This window comes from Pseudomonas fluorescens HK44 (assembly GCF_000217955.3).
Classification (GTDB): Bacteria; Pseudomonadota; Gammaproteobacteria; order Pseudomonadales; family Pseudomonadaceae; genus Aquipseudomonas; species Aquipseudomonas fluorescens_AQ.
This window is the reverse complement of sequence record NZ_AFOY02000028.1, coordinates 34,546-53,924: the sequence shown is the minus strand read 5'-3', so window position 1 is coordinate 53,924 and position 19,379 is coordinate 34,546. Positions and strand designations below refer to the sequence as shown.

The 19,379-nt window shown below is 59.4% G+C and carries 21 protein-coding genes; 12 read left to right on the top strand and 9 right to left on the bottom strand.

Annotated features, from left to right (window positions below):
- Positions 1–186 precede the first annotated feature (186 nt).
- From HK44_RS28175 to HK44_RS28155, 5 genes are all read right to left on the bottom strand, one after another.
- Positions 187–834: a hypothetical protein gene (locus HK44_RS28175; RefSeq protein ID WP_019692217.1), complete on the bottom strand. Its 648-nt coding sequence runs from the start codon at positions 832–834 to the stop codon at positions 187–189.
- Between the two features lie 52 nt (positions 835–886).
- Positions 887–1,333: a hypothetical protein gene (locus HK44_RS28170; RefSeq protein ID WP_019692218.1), complete on the bottom strand. Its 447-nt coding sequence runs from the start codon at positions 1,331–1,333 to the stop codon at positions 887–889.
- Positions 1,334–1,473: 140 nt separating this feature from the next.
- Positions 1,474–2,523 (bottom strand): alkene reductase, encoded by a 1,050-nt coding sequence (locus tag HK44_RS28165; protein ID WP_019692219.1) that lies wholly within the window; start codon positions 2,521–2,523, stop codon positions 1,474–1,476.
- A gap of 22 nt (positions 2,524–2,545) precedes the next feature.
- Positions 2,546–3,712, bottom strand: a complete 1,167-nt coding sequence (locus HK44_RS28160) for an MFS transporter (RefSeq protein WP_019692220.1) — start codon at positions 3,710–3,712, stop codon at positions 2,546–2,548.
- A 25-nt stretch (positions 3,713–3,737) separates the two neighbouring features.
- The gene (locus HK44_RS28155; RefSeq protein ID WP_019692221.1) at positions 3,738–4,043 is read right to left on the bottom strand and encodes an ArsR/SmtB family transcription factor; all 306 of its coding nucleotides are present in this window, start codon (positions 4,041–4,043) and stop codon (positions 3,738–3,740) included.
- A gap of 168 nt (positions 4,044–4,211) precedes the next feature.
- Here HK44_RS28155 and HK44_RS28150 point away from each other — a divergent pair, with 168 nt between their 5' ends.
- Complete coding sequence (locus HK44_RS28150) at positions 4,212–4,796, top strand: ACP phosphodiesterase (RefSeq protein WP_019692222.1); 585 nt, start codon at positions 4,212–4,214, stop codon at positions 4,794–4,796.
- Positions 4,797–4,837: 41 nt separating this feature from the next.
- Here HK44_RS28150 and HK44_RS28145 read toward each other — a convergent pair whose 3' ends face one another.
- A complete protein-coding gene (locus HK44_RS28145) occupies positions 4,838–5,629 on the bottom strand; it encodes a lysophospholipid acyltransferase family protein (RefSeq protein ID WP_019692223.1) in 792 nt (263 codons plus the stop codon).
- Positions 5,629–6,384: an L-ornithine N(alpha)-acyltransferase gene (gene olsB / locus HK44_RS28140; RefSeq protein WP_019692224.1), complete on the bottom strand. Its 756-nt coding sequence runs from the start codon at positions 6,382–6,384 to the stop codon at positions 5,629–5,631. Before olsB ends, HK44_RS28145 begins: the two co-directional genes overlap by 1 nt.
- A 140-nt stretch (positions 6,385–6,524) precedes the next feature.
- On the opposite strand from olsB, the gene HK44_RS28135 reads away from it, so the two are divergent.
- The 5 genes from HK44_RS28135 (at position 6,525) to HK44_RS28115 (ending at position 10,843) form a co-directional block, all read left to right on the top strand.
- Positions 6,525–7,403: an acyl-CoA dehydrogenase family protein gene (locus tag HK44_RS28135; RefSeq protein WP_019692225.1), complete on the top strand. Its 879-nt coding sequence runs from the start codon at positions 6,525–6,527 to the stop codon at positions 7,401–7,403.
- A 189-nt stretch (positions 7,404–7,592) separates the two neighbouring features.
- Positions 7,593–8,687 carry a serine hydrolase domain-containing protein gene (locus HK44_RS28130; RefSeq protein ID WP_019692226.1) on the top strand — a complete coding sequence of 365 codons (1,095 nt, stop codon included), beginning with the start codon at positions 7,593–7,595 and terminating at the stop codon, positions 8,685–8,687.
- On the top strand, positions 8,684–9,010 hold the full coding sequence (locus HK44_RS28125) for a hypothetical protein (RefSeq protein ID WP_019692227.1): 327 nt from the start codon (positions 8,684–8,686) through the stop codon (positions 9,008–9,010). Before HK44_RS28130 ends, HK44_RS28125 begins: the two co-directional genes overlap by 4 nt.
- A gap of 83 nt (positions 9,011–9,093) precedes the next feature.
- Positions 9,094–9,684 (top strand): YceI family protein, encoded by a 591-nt coding sequence (locus HK44_RS28120; RefSeq protein WP_019692228.1) that lies wholly within the window; start codon positions 9,094–9,096, stop codon positions 9,682–9,684.
- Between the two features lies 1 nt (position 9,685).
- A complete protein-coding gene (locus tag HK44_RS28115) occupies positions 9,686–10,843 on the top strand; it encodes a phospholipase D-like domain-containing protein (RefSeq protein ID WP_019692229.1) in 1,158 nt (385 codons plus the stop codon).
- Between the two features lie 173 nt (positions 10,844–11,016).
- Here HK44_RS28115 and bglX read toward each other — a convergent pair whose 3' ends face one another.
- The gene (gene bglX / locus HK44_RS28110) at positions 11,017–13,308 is read right to left on the bottom strand and encodes a beta-glucosidase BglX (protein WP_019692230.1); all 2,292 of its coding nucleotides are present in this window, start codon (positions 13,306–13,308) and stop codon (positions 11,017–11,019) included.
- A 240-nt stretch (positions 13,309–13,548) separates the two neighbouring features.
- On the opposite strand from bglX, the gene HK44_RS28105 reads away from it, so the two are divergent.
- The 4 genes from HK44_RS28105 to HK44_RS28090 all read left to right on the top strand — a co-directional run bounded on the left by HK44_RS28105 (position 13,549) and on the right by HK44_RS28090 (position 17,137).
- Positions 13,549–14,157: a LemA family protein gene (locus HK44_RS28105; RefSeq protein ID WP_019692231.1), complete on the top strand. Its 609-nt coding sequence runs from the start codon at positions 13,549–13,551 to the stop codon at positions 14,155–14,157.
- Between the two features lie 101 nt (positions 14,158–14,258).
- Positions 14,259–15,011, top strand: a complete 753-nt coding sequence (locus HK44_RS30255; protein WP_019692232.1) for a TPM domain-containing protein — start codon at positions 14,259–14,261, stop codon at positions 15,009–15,011.
- Positions 15,012–15,039: 28 nt separating this feature from the next.
- On the top strand, positions 15,040–15,657 hold the full coding sequence (locus HK44_RS28095; RefSeq protein WP_019692233.1) for a TPM domain-containing protein: 618 nt from the start codon (positions 15,040–15,042) through the stop codon (positions 15,655–15,657).
- Positions 15,658–15,919: 262 nt separating this feature from the next.
- Positions 15,920–17,137 (top strand): class I SAM-dependent methyltransferase, encoded by a 1,218-nt coding sequence (locus tag HK44_RS28090; RefSeq protein ID WP_019692234.1) that lies wholly within the window; start codon positions 15,920–15,922, stop codon positions 17,135–17,137.
- On the opposite strand, the gene HK44_RS28085 is transcribed toward HK44_RS28090, so the two are convergent.
- Positions 17,130–18,050, bottom strand: a complete 921-nt coding sequence (locus HK44_RS28085; protein ID WP_019692235.1) for a DMT family transporter — start codon at positions 18,048–18,050, stop codon at positions 17,130–17,132. The two genes, HK44_RS28090 and HK44_RS28085, sit on opposite strands and share 8 nt — an antisense overlap.
- Before the next feature lie 387 nt (positions 18,051–18,437).
- Between HK44_RS28085 and HK44_RS28080 the strand changes: the two genes are divergently transcribed.
- Complete coding sequence (locus HK44_RS28080; protein WP_019692236.1) at positions 18,438–19,019, top strand: DJ-1/PfpI family protein; 582 nt, start codon at positions 18,438–18,440, stop codon at positions 19,017–19,019.
- A gap of 14 nt (positions 19,020–19,033) precedes the next feature.
- Complete coding sequence (locus HK44_RS28075; RefSeq protein WP_019692237.1) at positions 19,034–19,339, top strand: ribbon-helix-helix domain-containing protein; 306 nt, start codon at positions 19,034–19,036, stop codon at positions 19,337–19,339.
- Positions 19,340–19,379 lie beyond the last annotated feature (40 nt).

Sequence of the window (19,379 nt, the reverse complement as noted above, 5' to 3'; positions counted from 1 at the left end):
AGATGCGTAATCGGATTCGTTTCTGTCAATAGACGCGGGCGAAGGTCAACTCTTCGCCCGCGTTGTCGTAATGGGTGCTTTTATATACGGACGCGCTTCGCGATGACAGGTAGCAAGCTACGTATTTTGTAGGAATTTTGTGTCGTAGATGTGAAAAGGTGAGAGCAATCCGGAATGGGCGCTGCTTCAGCCCAGCGTGATTTCCACCTCGAAATTGAAAGGCTCATTCTCTCCCATGCTCGTGATTTGGGTTGAGCAATTGATTTTGGATGAGCCAATGGAGGTGACGGTGTTTTTTACCCTTGCCCTGTGTGTTGGCGACAGAACGCCGAAGGACGTATTCATTATCATGCCGAGATCAAAACGTACCCCGACGTTCTGATCGATAAAATCCACGAACTGATTGAACATGATTTTGTTTTTTTGCCAAGGATAGGCGTATGTATAGGCGAAATCGGATTTGAATGCTGTATTGCCGTACGCGGGGAGCAGGAATGACTCACGCTCTGATGTGTGCAGTGGCAAGCTGGTCTGTGCAATTTTAAACGTGTGAGAGGAGTTGTTGATGAGTTTGACTATCACGCGAGTGATGTTCGAGCGCTTGTTTTGATTTCGCCACTGTTCGATTTTTTTGTTCTGGGCGTGCTCCGAATTAATTTGATCTAACAGGCTGATCAATTCAACCTTGGCGACCCCAATCAACTCATCCAGTGCTTGCTGGTTTTCCTCGCTGAATAGAAGCGGCGTCAGGTTGTAAAGCACTCCAATGGATGTGTAGTTGAAAAACGAGAACAGGTCTTCGTAGTTGTTGCTGGTGTCTTTGATGTCGTTCATGTCGATTCCTTTCGATTAAGTAAGTGGTTTCAGGGACTTATCGGACCACGGTTCAGCGCTCCATGATGACAGCGAGCACATTGTAGTTGTAGGGGAAGCTGTCGCTTTTAGCTTCAAGAAAGGACTGACTGTAGATCGGTACCTCCCCAACGGACAGCGCGTGGTGCTCCCAAAAGAATTCAACTTTCGGTGGCCGATGATTCAGGCGTTTTCGATGAGTGTATTCAAAGGCTGTTTTGATATGCACGGTTTGACGGTAATTAGTGTAAACGGCCTGAGTGCTAAAGATGGTTTTTCTAATGTTGTAGTCGATATTGATGCTTTGCGGCAGCTGTGGATTGCCTTTCAAAGTAATTAGTTGAGTGCTGAGCGGCATGATTTTGGAGGGGAATGCTGGCGGAGTATCATCCAGGACGACATCGTCCCGCCAGAGTATCGAATCTGTGAGGTTGCTGAGAGTCAGTGTGAACGTGAGGTTGTTGTGTGGTGGTGCGTCCATGCTGGGGCACTTGTTGGTTTTGTTGGTGGTTCAAAGTAACCCCGCTGTAAGTTTTGGTGCAATGCAGATGTTGTTTCATTAGTTGAACGTCTACCCATAAAGCCCGGGTACTTCTACCCGGGCTTTTTTATGAATGGAACTTACAACGTTGGATAGTCGATATAACCAACCGGACCCTTGCCGTAGAACAGCTCTGGACGCGGTTCGTTCAATGGTGCATCGGCTTTCAGGCGTGCCGGCAGGTCCGGGTTGGCAATGAACGGCACGCCGAAGGCGACTGCATCGGCCTTGCCGCTCGAGAGCCAGGCGTTGGCGCTGTCCTTGGTGAATCGTTCGTTGGCAATGTACGGGCCGCCGAAAGCTTCTTTCAATTGTGGGCCGAGGCTGTCGCCGGCTTCTTTCTCGCGCGAGCAAATGAACGCGATGCCGCGTTTGCCCAGTTCGCGAGCGACGTAGGTAAAGGTCTCGGACAGGTTGTCGTCACCCATGTCGTGGGAGTCGGCGCGGGGTGCCAGGTGCACACCGACGCGACCTGCACCCCAGATTTCGATGGCGGCGTCGGTCACTTCCAGCAACAGGCGAGCACGGTTTTCCAGGGAGCCACCGTAATTGTCGGTGCGCTGGTTGGTGCTGCTTTGCAGGAATTGGTCGAGCAGGTAGCCGTTGGCGCCGTGGATTTCCACGCCGTCGAAACCGGCAGCCTTGGCGTTTTCCGCACCGACGCGGTAAGCGTCGATGATATCGGCGATTTCAGCGGTTTCCAGTGCGCGTGGCGTTGGGTAGTCGGCCAGTGGGCGAACCAGGCTGACATGACCTTTTGGCTGGATGGCGCTCGGTGCAACCGGTGCTTCGCCGTTCAGGTAGGACGGGTGGGAAACCCGGCCCACATGCCACAGCTGCAGGAAGATTTTGCCACCGGCGCCGTGCACCGCTTTGGTCACGTTGCTCCAGCCGCGCACCTGGTCGTTGGACCAGATGCCGGGGGTGTCCGGGTAGCCGACGCCCATCGGCGTGACCGACGTGGCCTCGCTGAGGATCAGGCCGGCGGACGCGCGCTGCACGTAGTATTCAGCCATCAGTGCGTTCGGTACGCGGCCTTCGTCGGCGCGGCAGCGGGTCAGTGGCGCCATGATGATGCGGTTTGCCAGTTGCAAGTCGCCAAGTGTGATCGGATCGAAAATAGTCGTCATTTAATACAACCCTCGTGAGGTATCAGTTGGTAGCAGGGGCCAGTTCGGGATTACCGCTCTGACGGAAAGTAATCAGGGTCACCAGCAGCGCCAGGATCGCCAGCGCAGCGGCCGCGAGGGGCACGCTGGTCAGGCCGAAACCGTGGGCGATGACGCTGCCGCCGACCCAGGCACCGAGTGCATTGCCGACATTGAAAGCGCCGATGTTCAGGGTCGACACCAGGTTCGGTGCCGCGTTGCCGAAGGTCACTACATTCACTTGCAGGGCGGGGACGGCGGCAAAGCACGCGGTGGCCCAGAGGAACAGGGTGATTTCGGTCGGGATCAATGCAACGCTGGTCCAGGTCAGCACGGTGGAAACCACCGCCATGCTGATGAACACGCCAATCAGTGTCGCCGCCATGCCTTTGTCAGCCAGCTTGCCGCCGATGATGTTGCCGACCGTCAGGCCCAATCCGATGAGCACCAGGGTCCAGGTCACGCCACGTGGCGAGACCCCGGTGACTTCACCCAGCAGCGGTGCGACATAGGTGAACAAGGTGAAGACCGATGCGGCGAACAGGGCGGTCATGCTCAACGACAGCCAGATACCGGCGCCTTTGAGGGCGCGCAGTTCGGCGCGCATGTCGAGTTTTTCTTCGTCGCGTTTGGCCGGCAGGAAGCGGATCAGGCCGATCAGCGCAATCACGCCGATCACGGTCACCGCCCAGAAGGTCGAGCGCCAGCCGGCTTCCTGACCCAACGCAGTGCCCAGCGGTACGCCCAGCACGTTGGCCAGGGTCAGGCCGGTGAACATCAGGGCCACGGCCGAAGCACGCTTGTTGGCAGGCACCAGACCTGCCGCCACCACTGAGCCGATACCAAAGAACGCGCCATGGCACAGGGCGGTGACGACGCGGGCGAACATCAGCACCTGATAATCACTGGCCAGGGCGCAGAGCAGGTTGCCGATGATGAAAATGCCCATCAACGCGACCAGTGCAGCCTTGCGTGGCAGTCTGGCGGTGGCCAGTGCCATGAACGGCGCGCCGATGGCCACGCCCAGGGCGTAGCCGGTCACCAGCCACCCGGCGCCAGGGATCGACACACCAAGGTCGGCCGCCACATCGGGCAGCAAGCCCATGATGACGAACTCGGTGGTGCCGATGGCGAAGGCGCTCAGGGCCAGAATGAGTAGCGAGAGGGGCATTGTCGATTCCTTATCGGCTAAAGGGTCAGAGCTCTTTGCTGAAGGTGCGGAGGAACTCCTGAATGGTTTCCTCGTTGCGTTTGAAAAAATGCCACTGGCCGACTTTACGGCTGCTGATCAGGCCGGCGCGTTGCAAGGTCGCCAGATGGGCGGAAACAGTGGACTGCGACAAACCGCAACGTTGATCGATCTGCCCGGCACAGACGCCGTGCTCGTTACTGTGGGATTGGTCGGGGAATTCGACGGTGGGGTCTTTGAGCCAGTGCAGGATTTCTCGCCGTACCGGGTGCGCCAGGGCTTTTATTATTTCGTCGAGGTCAATGGTGGGCATGGCAGTGCTCGGGTTGATAAAACGTTATATCGCGATGAGGCGAACTTTAAATCGGTATTTCGCGATATACAAATATGATTTTGATCTGATGTCAGCCTAAATCGGTATATCGAGTTATAACGATATGTTGATTGTAAAAATACAAGGGGGCAGTGCTAAGCTGCGCCCATGAACTATCTCGCACATCTTCATCTCGGTGGCCAGCGTCCCGGTCAATTGCTCGGCAGCTTGTATGGCGATTTCGTCAAAGGTCGGCTGCAAGGGCAGTTCAATCCGGAGATCGAAGCGGCCATTCAGCTGCATCGCAGCATCGACGTGTTTACCGACCGCCATCCGTTGGTCGACCTGGCGTTGTCGCGATTTACGCTGACGCGACGGCGGTATGCCGGGATCGTGCTTGATGTGTTTTTCGACCATTGCCTGGCGCGGGACTGGACGCTTTACGCTGACCGACCGTTGGAACAGTTCACCTCGGATGTGTACCGGGTGCTGGCTGCCGAACCGCAGTTGCCTGGGCGACTGGCGCAGATTGCCCCGCACATGGAGGCGAATGACTGGCTTGGTTCTTATCGAGAGTTTGCGGTGCTGGACCAGGTGCTGCGGGGGATTTCACGGCGCCTGTCGCGACCTGAAGAACTGGCCGCGGCGATGGAGGAGTTGCAGCGGTTGTATGAACCGTTGAGCGATGATTTCCGGTTGTTCTATCCAGAGTTGCAACGGTTTGCGCATAACCATCTGACTGCACAAATCTAATGTGGGAGCAGCCGCCCGGCTGCTCCCACAGGGGATTTGCGTCAGGCCGCGATCGCAGGACGCAAAGGGCGTTGCTGTGTTTCCGGGATTGTCCCAAACAACGCCTTCTGCACCGCTTGCTGCGCCGCAAAGGCCAGTGCCGCGCGTTCCTGGCCGTGGCAGGCAATCGGTGTGAGCAAATGGATCTCGACGTCACCCTGATCGTTGGCGAACAGGCGCATCAAGTGCGAGAGCAAGTCGTCATCGCCAATGAACGGGGCGAGCGGGTCGATCTGGCCGTCGCGCAGATAACGAACGGCCACCGGTTGCAGCGCCACGTCTGCGTCGATGGCCGCGGACAGCAAGCGACCATGAAAGGTGCGCAACGAACGGCCATCGGTGGTGGTGCCTTCCGGGAACATCAGCAACGGATGGGCTTGCTCCAGGTGGCGGCTCATCTGTTTGCGGATCAGTTGGCTGTCACCTGAACCCCGACGAATGAACAGACTGCCAGCCTTGGCCGCCAACCAGCCGGCGACCGGCCAGGTACGCACTTCGGCCTTGGACAGGAAGGACAAAGGCGTAAGCATGCCCAGCAGCGGGATGTCGGTCCAGGACACATGGTTGCTGACCCAGAGCATCGGCTTTTGCGGCAGTTCGCCGTGGACCGTTACGCGAAAGGGCAGGGCGTTGCTCAGCCGCGTCATGAAAAACCGCGACCAGCGTTGGCGCCGCAGCATCGAGTTGGCCACCCCCATGCGCTCGAACAGCCCGAACACGCTGGCCATGCTCAAGCCCAGCGCGACCACCAGCAGCACTCGCGCGATCCGCGCGTACACCCTTAGCCGGCGCATTACACAGCCGCCTTGAAGTGCTTGGCGTAACGCGGGCACAGTTCGTCGCGCTTGAGCAGGATGAACACGTCGGCGACCTGGAAGTCTTCGTCCCAGCACGGCTCGCCGCAGATCTTCGCGCCCAGGCGCATGTAGGCCTTGAGCAGTGGCGGCATTTCGGCGATCACGTTGGACGGGATGTCGAGGGTCGGCAGCGGTTTCTTCGGTTCGGCACGCAGGTGCTCGGTGCACAGATAGCGTTCACGCAAGCGCTGCATGATCGCTTGGGCCTGAATGCCGCCGTCGTGCATCGGGATGCTCGCGCAACCCATCAGGTAGCTGTAGCCGCCCTGATTCAGCACTTCGGCCAACTCGCCCCAGAGCACGGCGATGGTGCCGCCGTTACGGTAGGCCGGGTCGACGCAGGTGCGACCGATTTCCAGGATCGGACCTTGCAGATGGACCAGGCCGTGCAGGCTGAATTCTTCTTCGCTGTAAAAACGCCCCAGGCTGCTGGCGGCCTGATGGTCGAGCAAACGCGTCGTTGCTACCAGGCGTCCGCTATTCAAATCACGCACGCCAATGTGGGCGCAGTGAACATCATAGTCATCCATGTCCAGACCCAACTCTGCGCCTTTGAGCTTGGCATTGAACTCGCCGCTGAAAACGTTGAAGCGCAGGGCCTGGGCTTCCTGCAACGCCTCGGCGCCGATCAGGCGTTCGGCTTGCAGGCGGCGTTCATTGCCGGTGTCGCTGATGCGGGCGATCTGAGTCATTGCGAATCTCCGTACGGGCTGCTCACCCGTCTTGGGTTGCAGTCGATCGACTTTGTTGTGCAAAGTCAGGCTATGTAGCCCCGGTGTCATCGCCATGAAGCTTTGGTGATGCTTGTGTGACAGCCCCTGAGGACCCGTTTATGCCTTGGCAAGCCTTGTTGAACTGTAACCAGCGCCAGCCCGAAAACCCTGATCTGGCAGAGGGGTATGCGACGTTGCTGCATGTATTGGGCGCGGTGACACCGTTCGAATTGGCGGTGCGCGGCGGGCGGATGATGGCAACGCCGGGGTTGGCTTTTCTGGTGGGGTATCAGGCTGCGTTGCGCATGTTGTGGCCCAGCGCACCGCCGAGCCTGGGGGCATTGTGTGCGACCGAACAGCGCAGCCTGCACCCGGCTGACCTGCAAACCCGGCTCAAGGATTTGCGTTTGAGCGGGCGCAAGGATTTCGTGACCGCGGGTGATGCGGCGGACTGGCTGTTGATCGCCGCACGCAGCGAAGAGCAGGGCGAGTCACCGCGTTTGAGTCTGGCGGTGGTGTATCCCGGCGAACCCGGCGTACGGGTTGAAAAATTGCCGGCTATCGCCCTGATGCCGGACATCAGTCACTGCCGGCTGTTTCTCGACAACGCGTTGTGTGAGCTGCTCGCTGGAGATGGCTGGGACGCGTACGTCAAACCGTTCCGCACCCTGGAAGACATCTATGTGCTCAGCGCCATGAGTGCCTGGCTGTACGGTGTCGGTCAGGACAGCGCCTGGCCGCAAAACCTCCAGCTGAAGTTGCTGGCACTGTTGGCCGGGTGTGCGGAAGTCTGCCGCCAACCGCCGAACAGCGGCGCCGGGCATGTGTTGCTGGGCGGGTTGTTTGCGCAGTTTGATGGGCTCAAGGCAGCACTCAATGAAGCCTTTGCCGACGGACCGCCACAATGGGCGGCGTTGTGGAAGCGCGATCAGGCGGTGCTCGATCTGGCGGCGGGGGCCCGGGCCAAGCGGTTGGCCAAGGCGTTGGCGGGATCTTAGTCGCTTTGAAGGGCCTCATCGCGGGCAAGCCTTGCTCCTACGGAATTGAGTCAGGCGCATTCTCCGCAAACGACATAGATCCGTAGGAGCAAGGCTTGCCCGCGATGGCGATCTCATGAGTAACCGAAACTTCAAAATTGTCATCTGGCTCGACTACGCTCAGAGGGTTAATCCCTTTGAGTGTCTGCCGTGTTCAAACGCCTGACTCTGCTGTTCATGTTGCTGGTCAGCCTTCCGGTTCTGGCGGAAAACTGGCCTGCTGAACGATGGTCGCCGGGACCCAAGATCAGCGGTCCGGCGCTTCAGGCCCTGGAGGATTACGCCTTTGCACCGCGCGACGACGGCAGCCGTGCAGGCGTTCGCACCGATGTCTTGCTGGTGATTCGTGACGGGCAATTGATCTACGAACGCTACGCCGGCCCAACCACAGCCGACACACCGCACCTGACCTGGTCCGTCAGTAAAAGCCTGATGGCCACGGTACTGGGCGTGGCCTATGGCGAAGGCTTGTTCAAACTGCAGGACCCGGCGGCCAAGTTTTATCCACCCTTGCAGAGCCATCCGAATGTATCCGTCGCGGATTTGCTGCATTGGGCCTCGGGGCTGGATTGGCAGGAAACCTATGAATATGCACCGCTGAATTCTTCGATAGTGGCGATGCTCTACACCCATGGACGCCAGGACATCGCCGCGTTCGCTGCCGGCCATGACGAGTTCAGCCCACCGGGTCAGGCGTTTCGTTATTCCAGCGGTGACAGCAATCTATTGTCCGCAACGCTGAAGACCATGGTCGGTGCGCAGCGCTACGCCGACTATCCATGGACTGCGTTGTTCGGCCCCTTGGGGATTCGCAGTGCCGTTTGGGAGACTGATGCCACGGGAACGTTTGTCGCCTCGTCCTATGCCTATATGACGGCGCGCGATCTGGCGCGGATCGGCTTGTTGATGCAACGCGACGGTCGCTGGGGTAACCGGCAGTTGCTGCCAAAGGACTGGGTCGAGTTCAACCGCCAACCGTTCATTCGCTTCAAGGCCAATCAGGATGAAGCCGTACCCGGCGGGCATTGGTGGCTCAATCGGGCGGTCGACGGCGCCGAAAGACCTTGGGAGGACGCACCCGATGACACCTTCGCGGCGCTCGGCCATTGGGGGCAGGCGCTTTACGTGGTGCCTAGCGAGAACCTGGTGATCGTGCGCTATGGCGATGATCGCGACGGCAGTTACCAGCACAACGAGTTACTCAGACTGGCACTGGCGGCATTTGCGCAGAAGGTGCAGCCATGAATCCCGGAATTATTCTTCGTCGGCCACGGCTCAGCGTGTTGCTGTTGTTGATCGTTGTGTTGCTCGGCTGGATCTGGCAGGAGCGAGTTGCGTTGTGGGCGTTCCCCGACATCATCAGCGCCTACACTGCCAAGGAATATTGCTCGTGTCGGTATGTCGAGAACAACCCGGCGGACTATTGCCAGGGCTATGTGGCGCAGTACGTACCCGTCAGCAGTTTTCTCGATGACGCTCCCAACAAGCGCGTGACGGTCAGCGGCATGGGGCGCAGTCATATCGCCGCGTGGCTCGGGATTCGTCAGGGGTGTCGGTTGAACCCATAGGTACGGTCTTTTGCCTGGCGCGGTTTGCAAGCGCGTTCACTCAGGCTAAGGTTCGGCTCAGGTTTACTTGCCCATGAGTGTTTATGTTCAAGCGGTTTTGCTGCACAGCCCTGGCCTTGCTGCCGTTGGCTTTCGTTACCTCGCCAGCCCACGCCGACTGGTACCTGGACGGTGAGTCTTCACGTCTGTCGTTTATCTCCACCAAAAACGCCAACCTCTCCGAAGTTCAGCGCTTTCTGGTGCTGCATGGCAAGGTTGACGACAACGGCCAGGCGCAAGTGCAGGTCGAACTGGAGTCGGTCAACAGCGGAATTCCGCTGCGCGATGAGCGCATGCGCAAAGAGCTGTTCGAGATCAAGACGTTCCCTGAAGCGCTGATCAGCACGCAGATCGATTTGCGGCCGATCAAGGATCTGGCCCCCGGCGCGCAACTCGAATTGCGTTTGCCACTGACGGTCAGTCTTCACGGCAAAGTGCACGCTTACAACGCCGAGTTGCTGGCGACACGCCTCGATGATCGACGCTTTCAAGTCGTAACCCTGGAACCTCTGGTACTTGATGCGGAGGATTTCGATCTGCTGCCAGGGCTGGAAACCTTGCGCACAGTCGCCGGCCTGTCGGCCATCAGTTTGTCGGTGCCGGTGGGTGCGGTGCTGATTTTCACGGCGCGCTGACATGAGCGGTGCAGTGTTTCCCTGGCGCGAAGGCAATCGCTATGAGCTGTTGATCGACGGGCCGCAGTTTTTTCCACGGATGCTGGCAGCGATTGCCGCTGCGCAGGAACAAGTCGAACTGGAGCTGTACCTGGTGGAGGCGGGCGCCTGTGCCGAGGCGATGGTTCAGGCGCTGGTACAAGCCGCCGAGCGCGGTGTGCGCGTGCGTTGTCTGTTCGATGATTACGGCAGCCTGGCATTCACCCTGAGTCTGCGGCGACGCCTGATAGAGGCTGACGTGGAGCTGCGTTTCTACAATCGCCTGAGCTGGCGGCGCTGGGTACGCAACCTTTACCGTGACCACCGCAAGTTGCTGCTGGTCGATCAGACACTGGCGGTGGTCGGTGGCACAGGCGTCACCGACGAGTTCTGGACCCCCGGTCGTGACACCAGCGAGTGGCATGAAGTGATGGTGGAAATCGGCGGCCCGCTGGTGCTCGACTGGCAGTTGCTATTCGACCGTCAATGGATTGCCAACCGCCACCGCCGTGCCTGGAAACCTGTGTCGCACTTCGGTTTGCCGCGTCTGCCGCGAGTACCGTCGATGGGTAAGGGAATGGGCCGGGTAGCGTACGCCGACGCCAGGCAACACCGGGACATCCTGCAGTCGCTGTTTCGTGCATTGAACAGCGGTCAGCAGCGAATCTGGCTGGCCACGCCTTACTTCCTGCCAACCTGGAAAGTCCGCCGCTCGCTGCGCAAGGCTGCTGCACGGGGCATCGATGTGCGCCTGCTGCTGACCGGGCCGCGTACCGATCATCCTTCGGTGCGCTACGCCGGGCATCGTTATTACCCGCGCCTGCTCAAATCGGGGGTGAAAATCTTCGAATACCAGCCGTGTTTCCTGCACCTGAAAATGGTCCTGATCGATGACTGGGTGAGCATTGGCTCATGCAATTTCGATCACTGGAATCTGCGTTTCAATCTGGAGGCCAACCTGGAAGCCCTCGATCCGACGTTGAGCCTGGCGGTGGCGGCAAGTTTCGAGAAGGACTTTGCCTTGAGTCAAAGGGTCAGTCTTGAGGAATGGCAACGCCGACCACTGTGGCGACGGGTCAAGCAGCGGGTGTGGGGATGGGTGGATCGGATGGTGGTGAATCTGCTGGATCGGCGGGGTTAGCCGGTTACGTGGAACTGTGGCGAGGGGGCTTGCCCCCGTTGGACCGCGAAGCGGTCCTAAGACCGGCAAACTCGTTCTGTCCTGAGAATGAGTTTGCAGGTTTTATGGCTGCTACGCAGCCAAACGGGGGCAAGCCCCCTCGCCACAAGAGCCCGCCAGATTTCAGGGGGGGGTTAAAGCAACTCGAAGCTCTGCTGCGTCACGTCCTCGGAATCTAGGCCGATCTGCACGTTGAACTTGCCAGGCTCTGCTGCATATTTGAGCTGGGCGTTGTAGAACTTCAGGTCGTCCTCGTCGATGGTGAAGTGGATGACTTTCTGTTCGCCGGCCTTGAGCATCACTTTCTGGAAGTTTTTCAGTTCTTTGAGCGGGCGAATCATCGAACCGACCACGTCCTGAATGTACAGCTGCACCACGGTTTCACCGTCGCGCTTGCCGGTGTTTTTAACGGTCACGCTGGCGTCGATTTTGCCGGACTTGTTCAGCGTGGTCGACGACAGGGCCATGTCCGACAGGCCGAAGCTGGTGTAGCTCAAACCGTAGCCGAATGGAAACAGAGGACCTGTGGTGTCATCGAAATACTGCGAGGTGTAGTTGCCCGGTTTGCCGGGGGTGAACGGGCGACCGATGCTCAGGTGGTTGTAGTAGGTCGGAATCTGCCCCACCGAACGCGGGATGCTGATGGGCAGCTTGCCGGACGGGTTGTAGTCACCGAACAGTACGTCAGCAATCGCGTTGCCGCCTTCGGTGCCGGTGAACCAGGTTTCGAGTATCGCGTCAGCCTGTTCCTTCTCTTCGAGAATCGTCAGCGGACGGCCGTTCATCAGCACCAGCACCAGCGGTTTGCCGGTGGCTTTCAGGGCCTTGATCAGGTCGCGCTGGTTGGCCGGGATGTTCAGGTCGGTACGGCTCGATGACTCGTGAGACATGCCACGCGACTCGCCTACCGCTGCCACGATGACATCGGACTGCTGGGCGGCTTTCACTGCTTCGTCGATCATGACCTGCGCCGAGCGCGGATCATTCACCACTTCCGGGGCGTCGAAGTTGAGGAAGTTCAGGTAATCGAGGACTTTCTTGTCCTCGGTGATGTTGGCGCCACGGGCGTAGGTCAGCTTGGCCTTATCGCCGAGGGCGCGGGTCATGCCATCGAGCAAGGTGACCGACTGCTCCGGTTTACCGGCGGCAGCCCAACTGCCCATCATGTCGATCGGTGCCTTGGCCAGCGGACCGACCAGAACGATTTTCGCGGTCTTCTTCAGGGGCAGGGTTTCGTTCTGGTTCTTCAGCAACACCATGCTGCGACGTGCAACGTCACGGGCCTCGGCGCGGTGCAGACGGCTGTCGGCGTAAGTGTCGGCCGGATCATCCTCAGCCTTGCCGATACGCAGGTACGGGTCCTTGAACAGGCCCATGTCGTACTTGGCGCCCAGCACTTCACGCACCGCGTTGTCGATGTCGCTCTGCTGGATCTCGCCGGACTTCAGCAGCCCAGGCAATTCCTTGCCGTACAGGGTGTCGTTCATGCTCATGTCGATGCCGGCCTTGATCGCCAGCTTCGCCGCTTCACGACCGTCGCGGGCCACGCCGTGCTTGATCAGCTCGAAAATCGCCCCGTGGTCGCTGACCGCCAGGCCCTTGAAGCCCCACTCTTTGCGCAGCAGGTCCTGCATCAACCACATGTTCGCGGTGGCCGGAATGCCGTTGATCGAGTTCAGCGCAACCATCACCCCGCCAGCACCGGCATCAATCGCGGCGCGGTACGGCGGCAGGTAGTCCTGGTACATTTTTACCGGGCTCATGTCGACGGTGTTGTAGTCGCGACCGCCTTCGACTGCGCCGTACAGGGCGAAGTGCTTGACGCTGGCCATGATGCTGTCGGCCGCGCTCGGGGTCTCGCCCTGGTAGGCCTTGACCATCACTTTGGCGATGCGCGAGACCAGATAGGTGTCTTCGCCGAAACCTTCGGAGGTGCGGCCCCAGCGTGGATCACGGGAGATGTCGACCATCGGCGCGAAGGTGATGTCGAGGCTATCGGCCGCGGCTTCCTTGGCGGCAATGCGCCCGCTGCGGCCAATCGCGTCCATGTCCCAGCTCGAGGCCAGGGCCAGAGGGATAGGGAAAATGGTCCGGTGGCCGTGGATCACGTCATAGGCGAAGAACATCGGGATCTTCAACCGGCTGCGCATGGCCGCGTCCTGCATCGGACGGTTTTCCGGGCGAGTGATCGAGTTGAAGGTGCCGCCAATATTGCCGGCAGCGATTTCCTTGCGGATCATCTCGCGGGGCATTTCCGGGCCGATGCTGATCAGGCGCAATTGGCCGATCTTTTCTTCAAGGGTCATCTGCTTCATCAGGTTGCTGACGAAAGCGTCCTTGTTTTCAATCGGTGCGGGCGTTGTGTCGGCCCATACCGAGTGACTGGCCAGGCCGATGGCAAGGCCCAGCAAACACAGCTTCTTCATGAATAGTTTTCTCAAAAGCCTAAACGGACGCAGTGGTTACGCGCCGGTCAGCCAAAAATTAGGGGGCGTCTGTTGTTGTTCGACTAAATGCAGCAAACCTCTAAACTCTTTTTGCGCTGGGCATCTTTTAGCCGATTGGCCCGATGCAATCCAGTGGCGGGGGGGGATTATGCCCCAAGAGTTCGAGTTGAAGGCGCGCAGGAATATTTCCAGGGTAATGGGCAAGGGAGCATCACTCGCATGAATGTACAACAGCGCTATCGTTCGGGCTGGCAAATCGCGGTGTTGATAGTGCTCGGCACGGTTCTGGCCGGCTGTGGCATCAACACCATTCCGACCCTCGACGAACAGGCCAAGGCGGCCTGGTCGCAAGTGCAGAACCAGTACCAGCGTCGCGCCGACCTGATCCCCAACCTGGTGGAAACGGTCAGAGGTTACGCCAGGCATGAAGAGGAGACCCTGACGGCGGTGGTCGAAGCGCGGGCCAAGGCGACCTCTATCCAGGTCGATGCCAGCACCCTCGACAACCCGGAAAAACTCAAACAGTTCCAGCAGGCCCAGGATCAGCTCAGCGGCGCCCTCAGTCGTTTGATGGTGGTGTCCGAGCGTTATCCGGACCTGAAGGCCAACCAGAACTTCCTGGCGCTGCAATCGCAACTGGAAGGCACCGAGAACCGTATCGCCGTGGCGCGCCGGGATTTCATCCTGGCGGTGCAGAACTACAACACCGAACTGCGGACGTTCCCTGGCCGTTTGTGGCACAGCGTGCTGTACAGCGACCTGCCGTTGCGCGACACCTTCGAGGCCACCAGCCCGGGTGCCGACAAGGCGCCGCAAGTGAAGTTCTGATCAGCGCAGGTTCCCGGCGGGCTTTCAGTGCTGTCGGGATACCACCCCATGAATCATGAGGAAAGAGCCATGAGGCATGAGCCATTAGGGATGAGGTGCCAATGCGCGTTTTGAAAATCAGCCTGGTGGTGATGCTTTGGATCTTTTCCATCACCACTCAGGCCGAGCTGAAGTTTCCGGCGTTGACCGGTCGGGTGGTGGATAACGCCCAGATGATCGAGCCGGCGGTGCGCGAGCAACTGACCCAGCAGCTCCAGGCCCACGAACAGGCCACCGGCGAACAGTTGGTGGTGGTGACGCTGCCGGACCTGCAAGGCACCAGCATCGACGACTATGGTTATCAACTGGGGCGTTACTGGGGCATCGGTCAAAAGGACAAGAACAACGGTGCGTTGCTGATCGTCGCTCGCGCTGAGCGCAAACTGCGGATCGAGGTCGGATATGGCCTGGAGGATCGGCTGACCGATGCGCAAAGCTCGGTGATCATCAATCAAGTGATCACTCCGGCGTTCAAGTCCGGCAATTTCAGCAAAGGCATCAGTGACGGCGTTGCCGCGATGCTGGTGGTACTGGGCGGCAACCCACTGGATGAACCGTCGACGATTTATGATTCGGGCGGTGATCGGAGTAGCGACTTTATCGGGCGTCATCCGACATTGTTCGTTTTTTTTGCGGTCCTGTTTATCCTGACGATTTTTATCTTGCAGATGCTCGGCATCCTGCCCCGTAGCGGCGGTCGCGGGGGTTCCGGCGGGTTTGGTGGCGGAGGCTTTGGTGGTGGCTTCGGAGGGGGCGGCGGCTTCAGTGGCGGAGGGGGCAGTTTCGGGGGCGGCGGTTCGTCGGGCGGCTGGTGATAACAATAATGAGTGAGCATTCAAAACCATGGCATTACTGACGGAACACGAACAGCGCAAAGTCGCCGAGGCCATCGCGCGTGTCGAGCGCGACACCGACGCTGAACTGGTCACCGTGCTCGCGGCCCGGGCCGACGACTACGCGTACATCCCGCTGCTCTGGGCCAGCCTGCTGGCGCTGATCGTGCCGGGCATCGTGCACTACGTTTCCGGCTGGCTGAACATGCACACCTTGCTGCTGGTGCAGTGGGTGAGTTTCATCGTGCTGTGCCTGGTGTTCCGGATTCCGTCGATCACCACCCACCTGATCCCGCGGTCGGTGCGCCACTGGCGCGCCTCGAACCTGGCGCGCCGGCAGTTTCTGGAGCAGAACCTGCACCACACCGTCGGCGGCACCGGCGTGCTGATTTTCGTCTGCGAAGCCGAGCGTTATGTGGAGATTCTGGTGGACGAAGGGATTTCCCGGAGGCTGGATAACAAAAATTGGGACCCGATCGTCGCAGCCTTCACCCGGCAGGTGAAACAGGGCCAGACGCTGCAGGGCTTTGTCACCTGCATCGAGGCCTGTGGCGAACTGCTCAAGGTGCATGTGCCGGTGACGCAGGCGCGCAATGAGTTGCCGAATCGATTGGTGGTTCTGGGCTGAAGCTGGTTCTGGGATTTAGAACCGGGAACTTTGTGGCGAGGGAGCTTGCTCCCGCTGGGGCGCGAAGCGGCCCTAAAACCAGCAAACATGGTCCATCAGGTCATCGCGGTTGCCTGTCTTGCGGCTGCTTCGCAACCGAGCGGGAGCAAGCTCCCTCGCCACAGGATGTGCACCGTTCGTAAATAACTGCGTGTCCCGACGCGCCATCCCCCCTAAAATACCGGTCATTCCCCGATCCGCACCGCCCGAGGCGTTTTTTTACATGTCAGTTACCGCAACTCCCGCCAGCCTCACGCCGGATCATCACGCGCAATTCATCGACCTGCTGAGCACCAGCCTGACGCAGAAGGCCTTCATCAAACTGGTACTGGCCAAGTACGTCGGCGCTGAAGTCGACTTGCAGCGCATCATTATCAAGCAGCTGACGGTCAAGGAGCAGCCGTGCCTGTCCTTCGTCTATCGCTACAAGACGCGTGACATCACCAAGAATTTCCCGGTCGAAGAGGGCATCGCGACGATTGCCGCGTTGTTGCCACAGGACTTCAAAAACGCGCACCTGCTGGCGCTGACCGATGAAGCCCAGCTCGAATACAGCAAGAAGGGCAAGAGTTCGCTGTTCAAGAGCAAGCCCCAGCAACTGCGCGAAGTGCCGTCTGCCGAGCACAACCGCGAGAAGAACCGCTTCCTTGACCTGACCCGGCCGTTCCTCGCGGATCTCGGTGTAACGAACAGCAAGCACGAGCTGATCCCGGCGATGTCGCGCAAGTGGAAGCAGATCAACAAGTTCATCGAAGTCTTCAGCCATGCGCTGACGTCTTCTCCGCTGGCGCTGGATAAACCGGTACGGGTGGCGGACTTCGGTTCAGGCAAGGGCTACCTGACCTTCGCCATTCACGATTACCTGCGCAACACCTTGCACGCCGAAGGTATGGTCACTGGCGTCGAGTTGCGCGAAGACATGGTTACCCTGTGCAACACCGCTGCCGCGCGCCTGGAGCATCCGGGGCTGGTGTTCAAATGTGGTGATGTACGTAGCGTGGCGCCGAGCGAGCTGGACGTGATGATCGCCCTGCATGCCTGTGACATCGCCACCGACTACGCGATCCACACCGGCATTCGTTCCGGTGCGGCGATCATCATGTGTTCGCCGTGCTGCCATAAGCAGATTCGCCTGCAAATCCAGAGCCCGGCGCTGCTCAAGCCGATGCTGCAATACGGTTTGCACCTGGGGCAGCAGGCCGAAATGGTCACCGACAGTCTGCGGGCGTTGTTCCTCGAGGCCTGCGGGTATGAAACCAAGGTGTTCGAGTTCATCTCTCTGGACCACACCAACAAGAACAAGATGATCCTGGCGGTCAAACGCGCTGAGCCGGTGGACCCGGCGCAGCTATTGGTAAAAATCCAGGAGCTCAAGGCGTTCTACCACATCACCGAGCATTGTCTGGAAACCCTGCTGCGGGCCGATGGGCTGCTTATTTGAACGGTTTGATCTGAATACCTGTCGGTAACGTGCCTGGTTGTGCCGGGCGCACCGCCGTCTTGCGCCCGAGCATCACGGTGACAATCACCCCGACCGCAAACAGCCAGGTAATCGGTTCGATGTGTTCACCGAAGAACAGCGCCGAGAAGGCGATGGTGAAGAAGATCTGCAGCAGCTGGATCTGACTGACCCGGGCGATGCCACCCATCGCCAGTCCGGCGTACCAGGCGAAGAAGCCGATGAACTGCGAGAACAGCGACACGTAACCGAAGGCCCACCAGGTTTTCGCCGAAATCTCGCCTTGGTGCTGCAGCGCCAGGTATGTCACCGGGCCGATCAACAGCGGTGTCGACAGCACCAGCGCCCAGCAGATCACCTGCCAGCCGCCCATCTCCTTGGCCAACCGGCCACCTTCGGCGTAACCCAGACCACCGATGGCAATTGCCCCAAGCATCAATAAATCACCGGCCTGGATACTTCCGGCACCGCTGATCAACGCGTAACCCAGGACCAACGCGCTGCCCAATGCGGCACAAGCCCAGAAGGCTTTCGACGGCCGCTCATGGGACAACCACGCCGCATACAGCGCCACGCACAATGGCTGTAAACCGTTGACCAGTGCGCCATGAGACGCCGGCAGCGTTTGCATGGCCCAGGCCGAGAGCACCGGGAAACCGAGAATCACTCCAGCGATCACCAACGTCAGGCCTTTGACCTGTTTCCAGGTCGGCCATTTCTCTCGCCGCCAGAGCAACAACATCGCCGCCGGAATCGCCGCGAACAACGCTCGGCCCAGACCATTGAGCAGCGGATGGACTTCTTGCACCACGATCCGGGTGAAGGGCAGGGTCAGGCTGAAGATGACGACGCCGAGCAGGCCCAGAGCCATGCCGGTGTTTTCGCGCGAGGACATAACGGTAACCAGAATTCGAAAGTGGCGGGAGAGCGTTCATCTAGCCATAAACCTGGAGCGCAGCGCTGCTACAGCTAGGCACAGAGTGACACGTACAGTTTGAAGTACAGCACCGACCGCGTGGCGAGGGAGCTTGCTCCCGTCGGCCGGTCCGCGTTCGGGCGAAGCAGTCGTAAGAAGCTTGACTCGGTTTGTCTGAAATACAGTGGTGCATGGTTTTGGGGCCGCTACGCGACCCAGCGGGAGCAAGCTCCCTCGCCACAGAAATATTTCCAGACCACTCATTTGACTTGCTACTCGTAGTAGCTGGTTATTACCCGTCCCGCTGGATTCGGACTACCTTGAATACTCCTTCCTGCCCACGTTTTTACCAGAGGAGTCATCCCCATGGCCGCGAAAAAAATTCTGATGCTGGTCGGCGATTACGTCGAAGACTACGAAGTGATGGTGCCGTTTCAGGCGTTGCTGATGGTCGGTCATACGGTGCACGCAGTGTGCCCCGACAAAACCGCCGGGCAGACCGTTCGCACCGCGATCCATGACTTCGAAGGCGACCAGACCTACAGCGAGAAACCCGGTCACCTGTTCGCGCTGAACTTTGACTTCGCCAAGGTCGATGCCGCGGACTACGACGCGTTGCTGGTGCCGGGTGGTCGGTCGCCGGAATACCTGCGCCTGAACGAAAAAGTCCTGCAACTGGTGCAAGCCTTCGACAAGGCCGGCAAACCGATTGCGGCGGTCTGCCATGGTGCGCAATTGTTGGCGGCGGCGGGGATTCTTGAAGGCCGCGAATGCAGCGCTTATCCCGCCTGCGCGCCAGAAGTGCGTTTGGCCGGTGGCACGTTCATCGATATTGCGGTGACGCAAGGTCACGTTCAGGGCAATCTGGCGACGGCTCCAGCCTGGCCGGCACACCCGAGCTGGCTGGCCGGTTTCCTCGGTCTGCTGGGCACCACAATCACCTTGTAAGCGGAGGCCTGCGCATGTGCGAGCTGTACGTCAAAGCCGACCCGATCCTGTACGAGTCACGCTCGCGCTCGCTGCGCATCTGCGGGGTGGTGACCACGCTGCGGCTGGAAAACCAGTTCTGGGACATCCTCAGCGAGATCGCCGAGGTCGATGGCATGACCACCAACCAGTTGATCGCCAAGCTCTATGAAGAGGTGATGGACTACCGGGGCGAAGTGGTGAATTTCGCCTCGTTCCTGCGGGTCAGCTGCACACGTTACCTGAGCCAGCGCCGGGTGACGACGCCGGAGTTGTCGGTGGTGCGCACGGTGGTGAAGTAGGGTGGCGTGGTCTTTACTCTGAAGCGCGAACCCCCTCAAT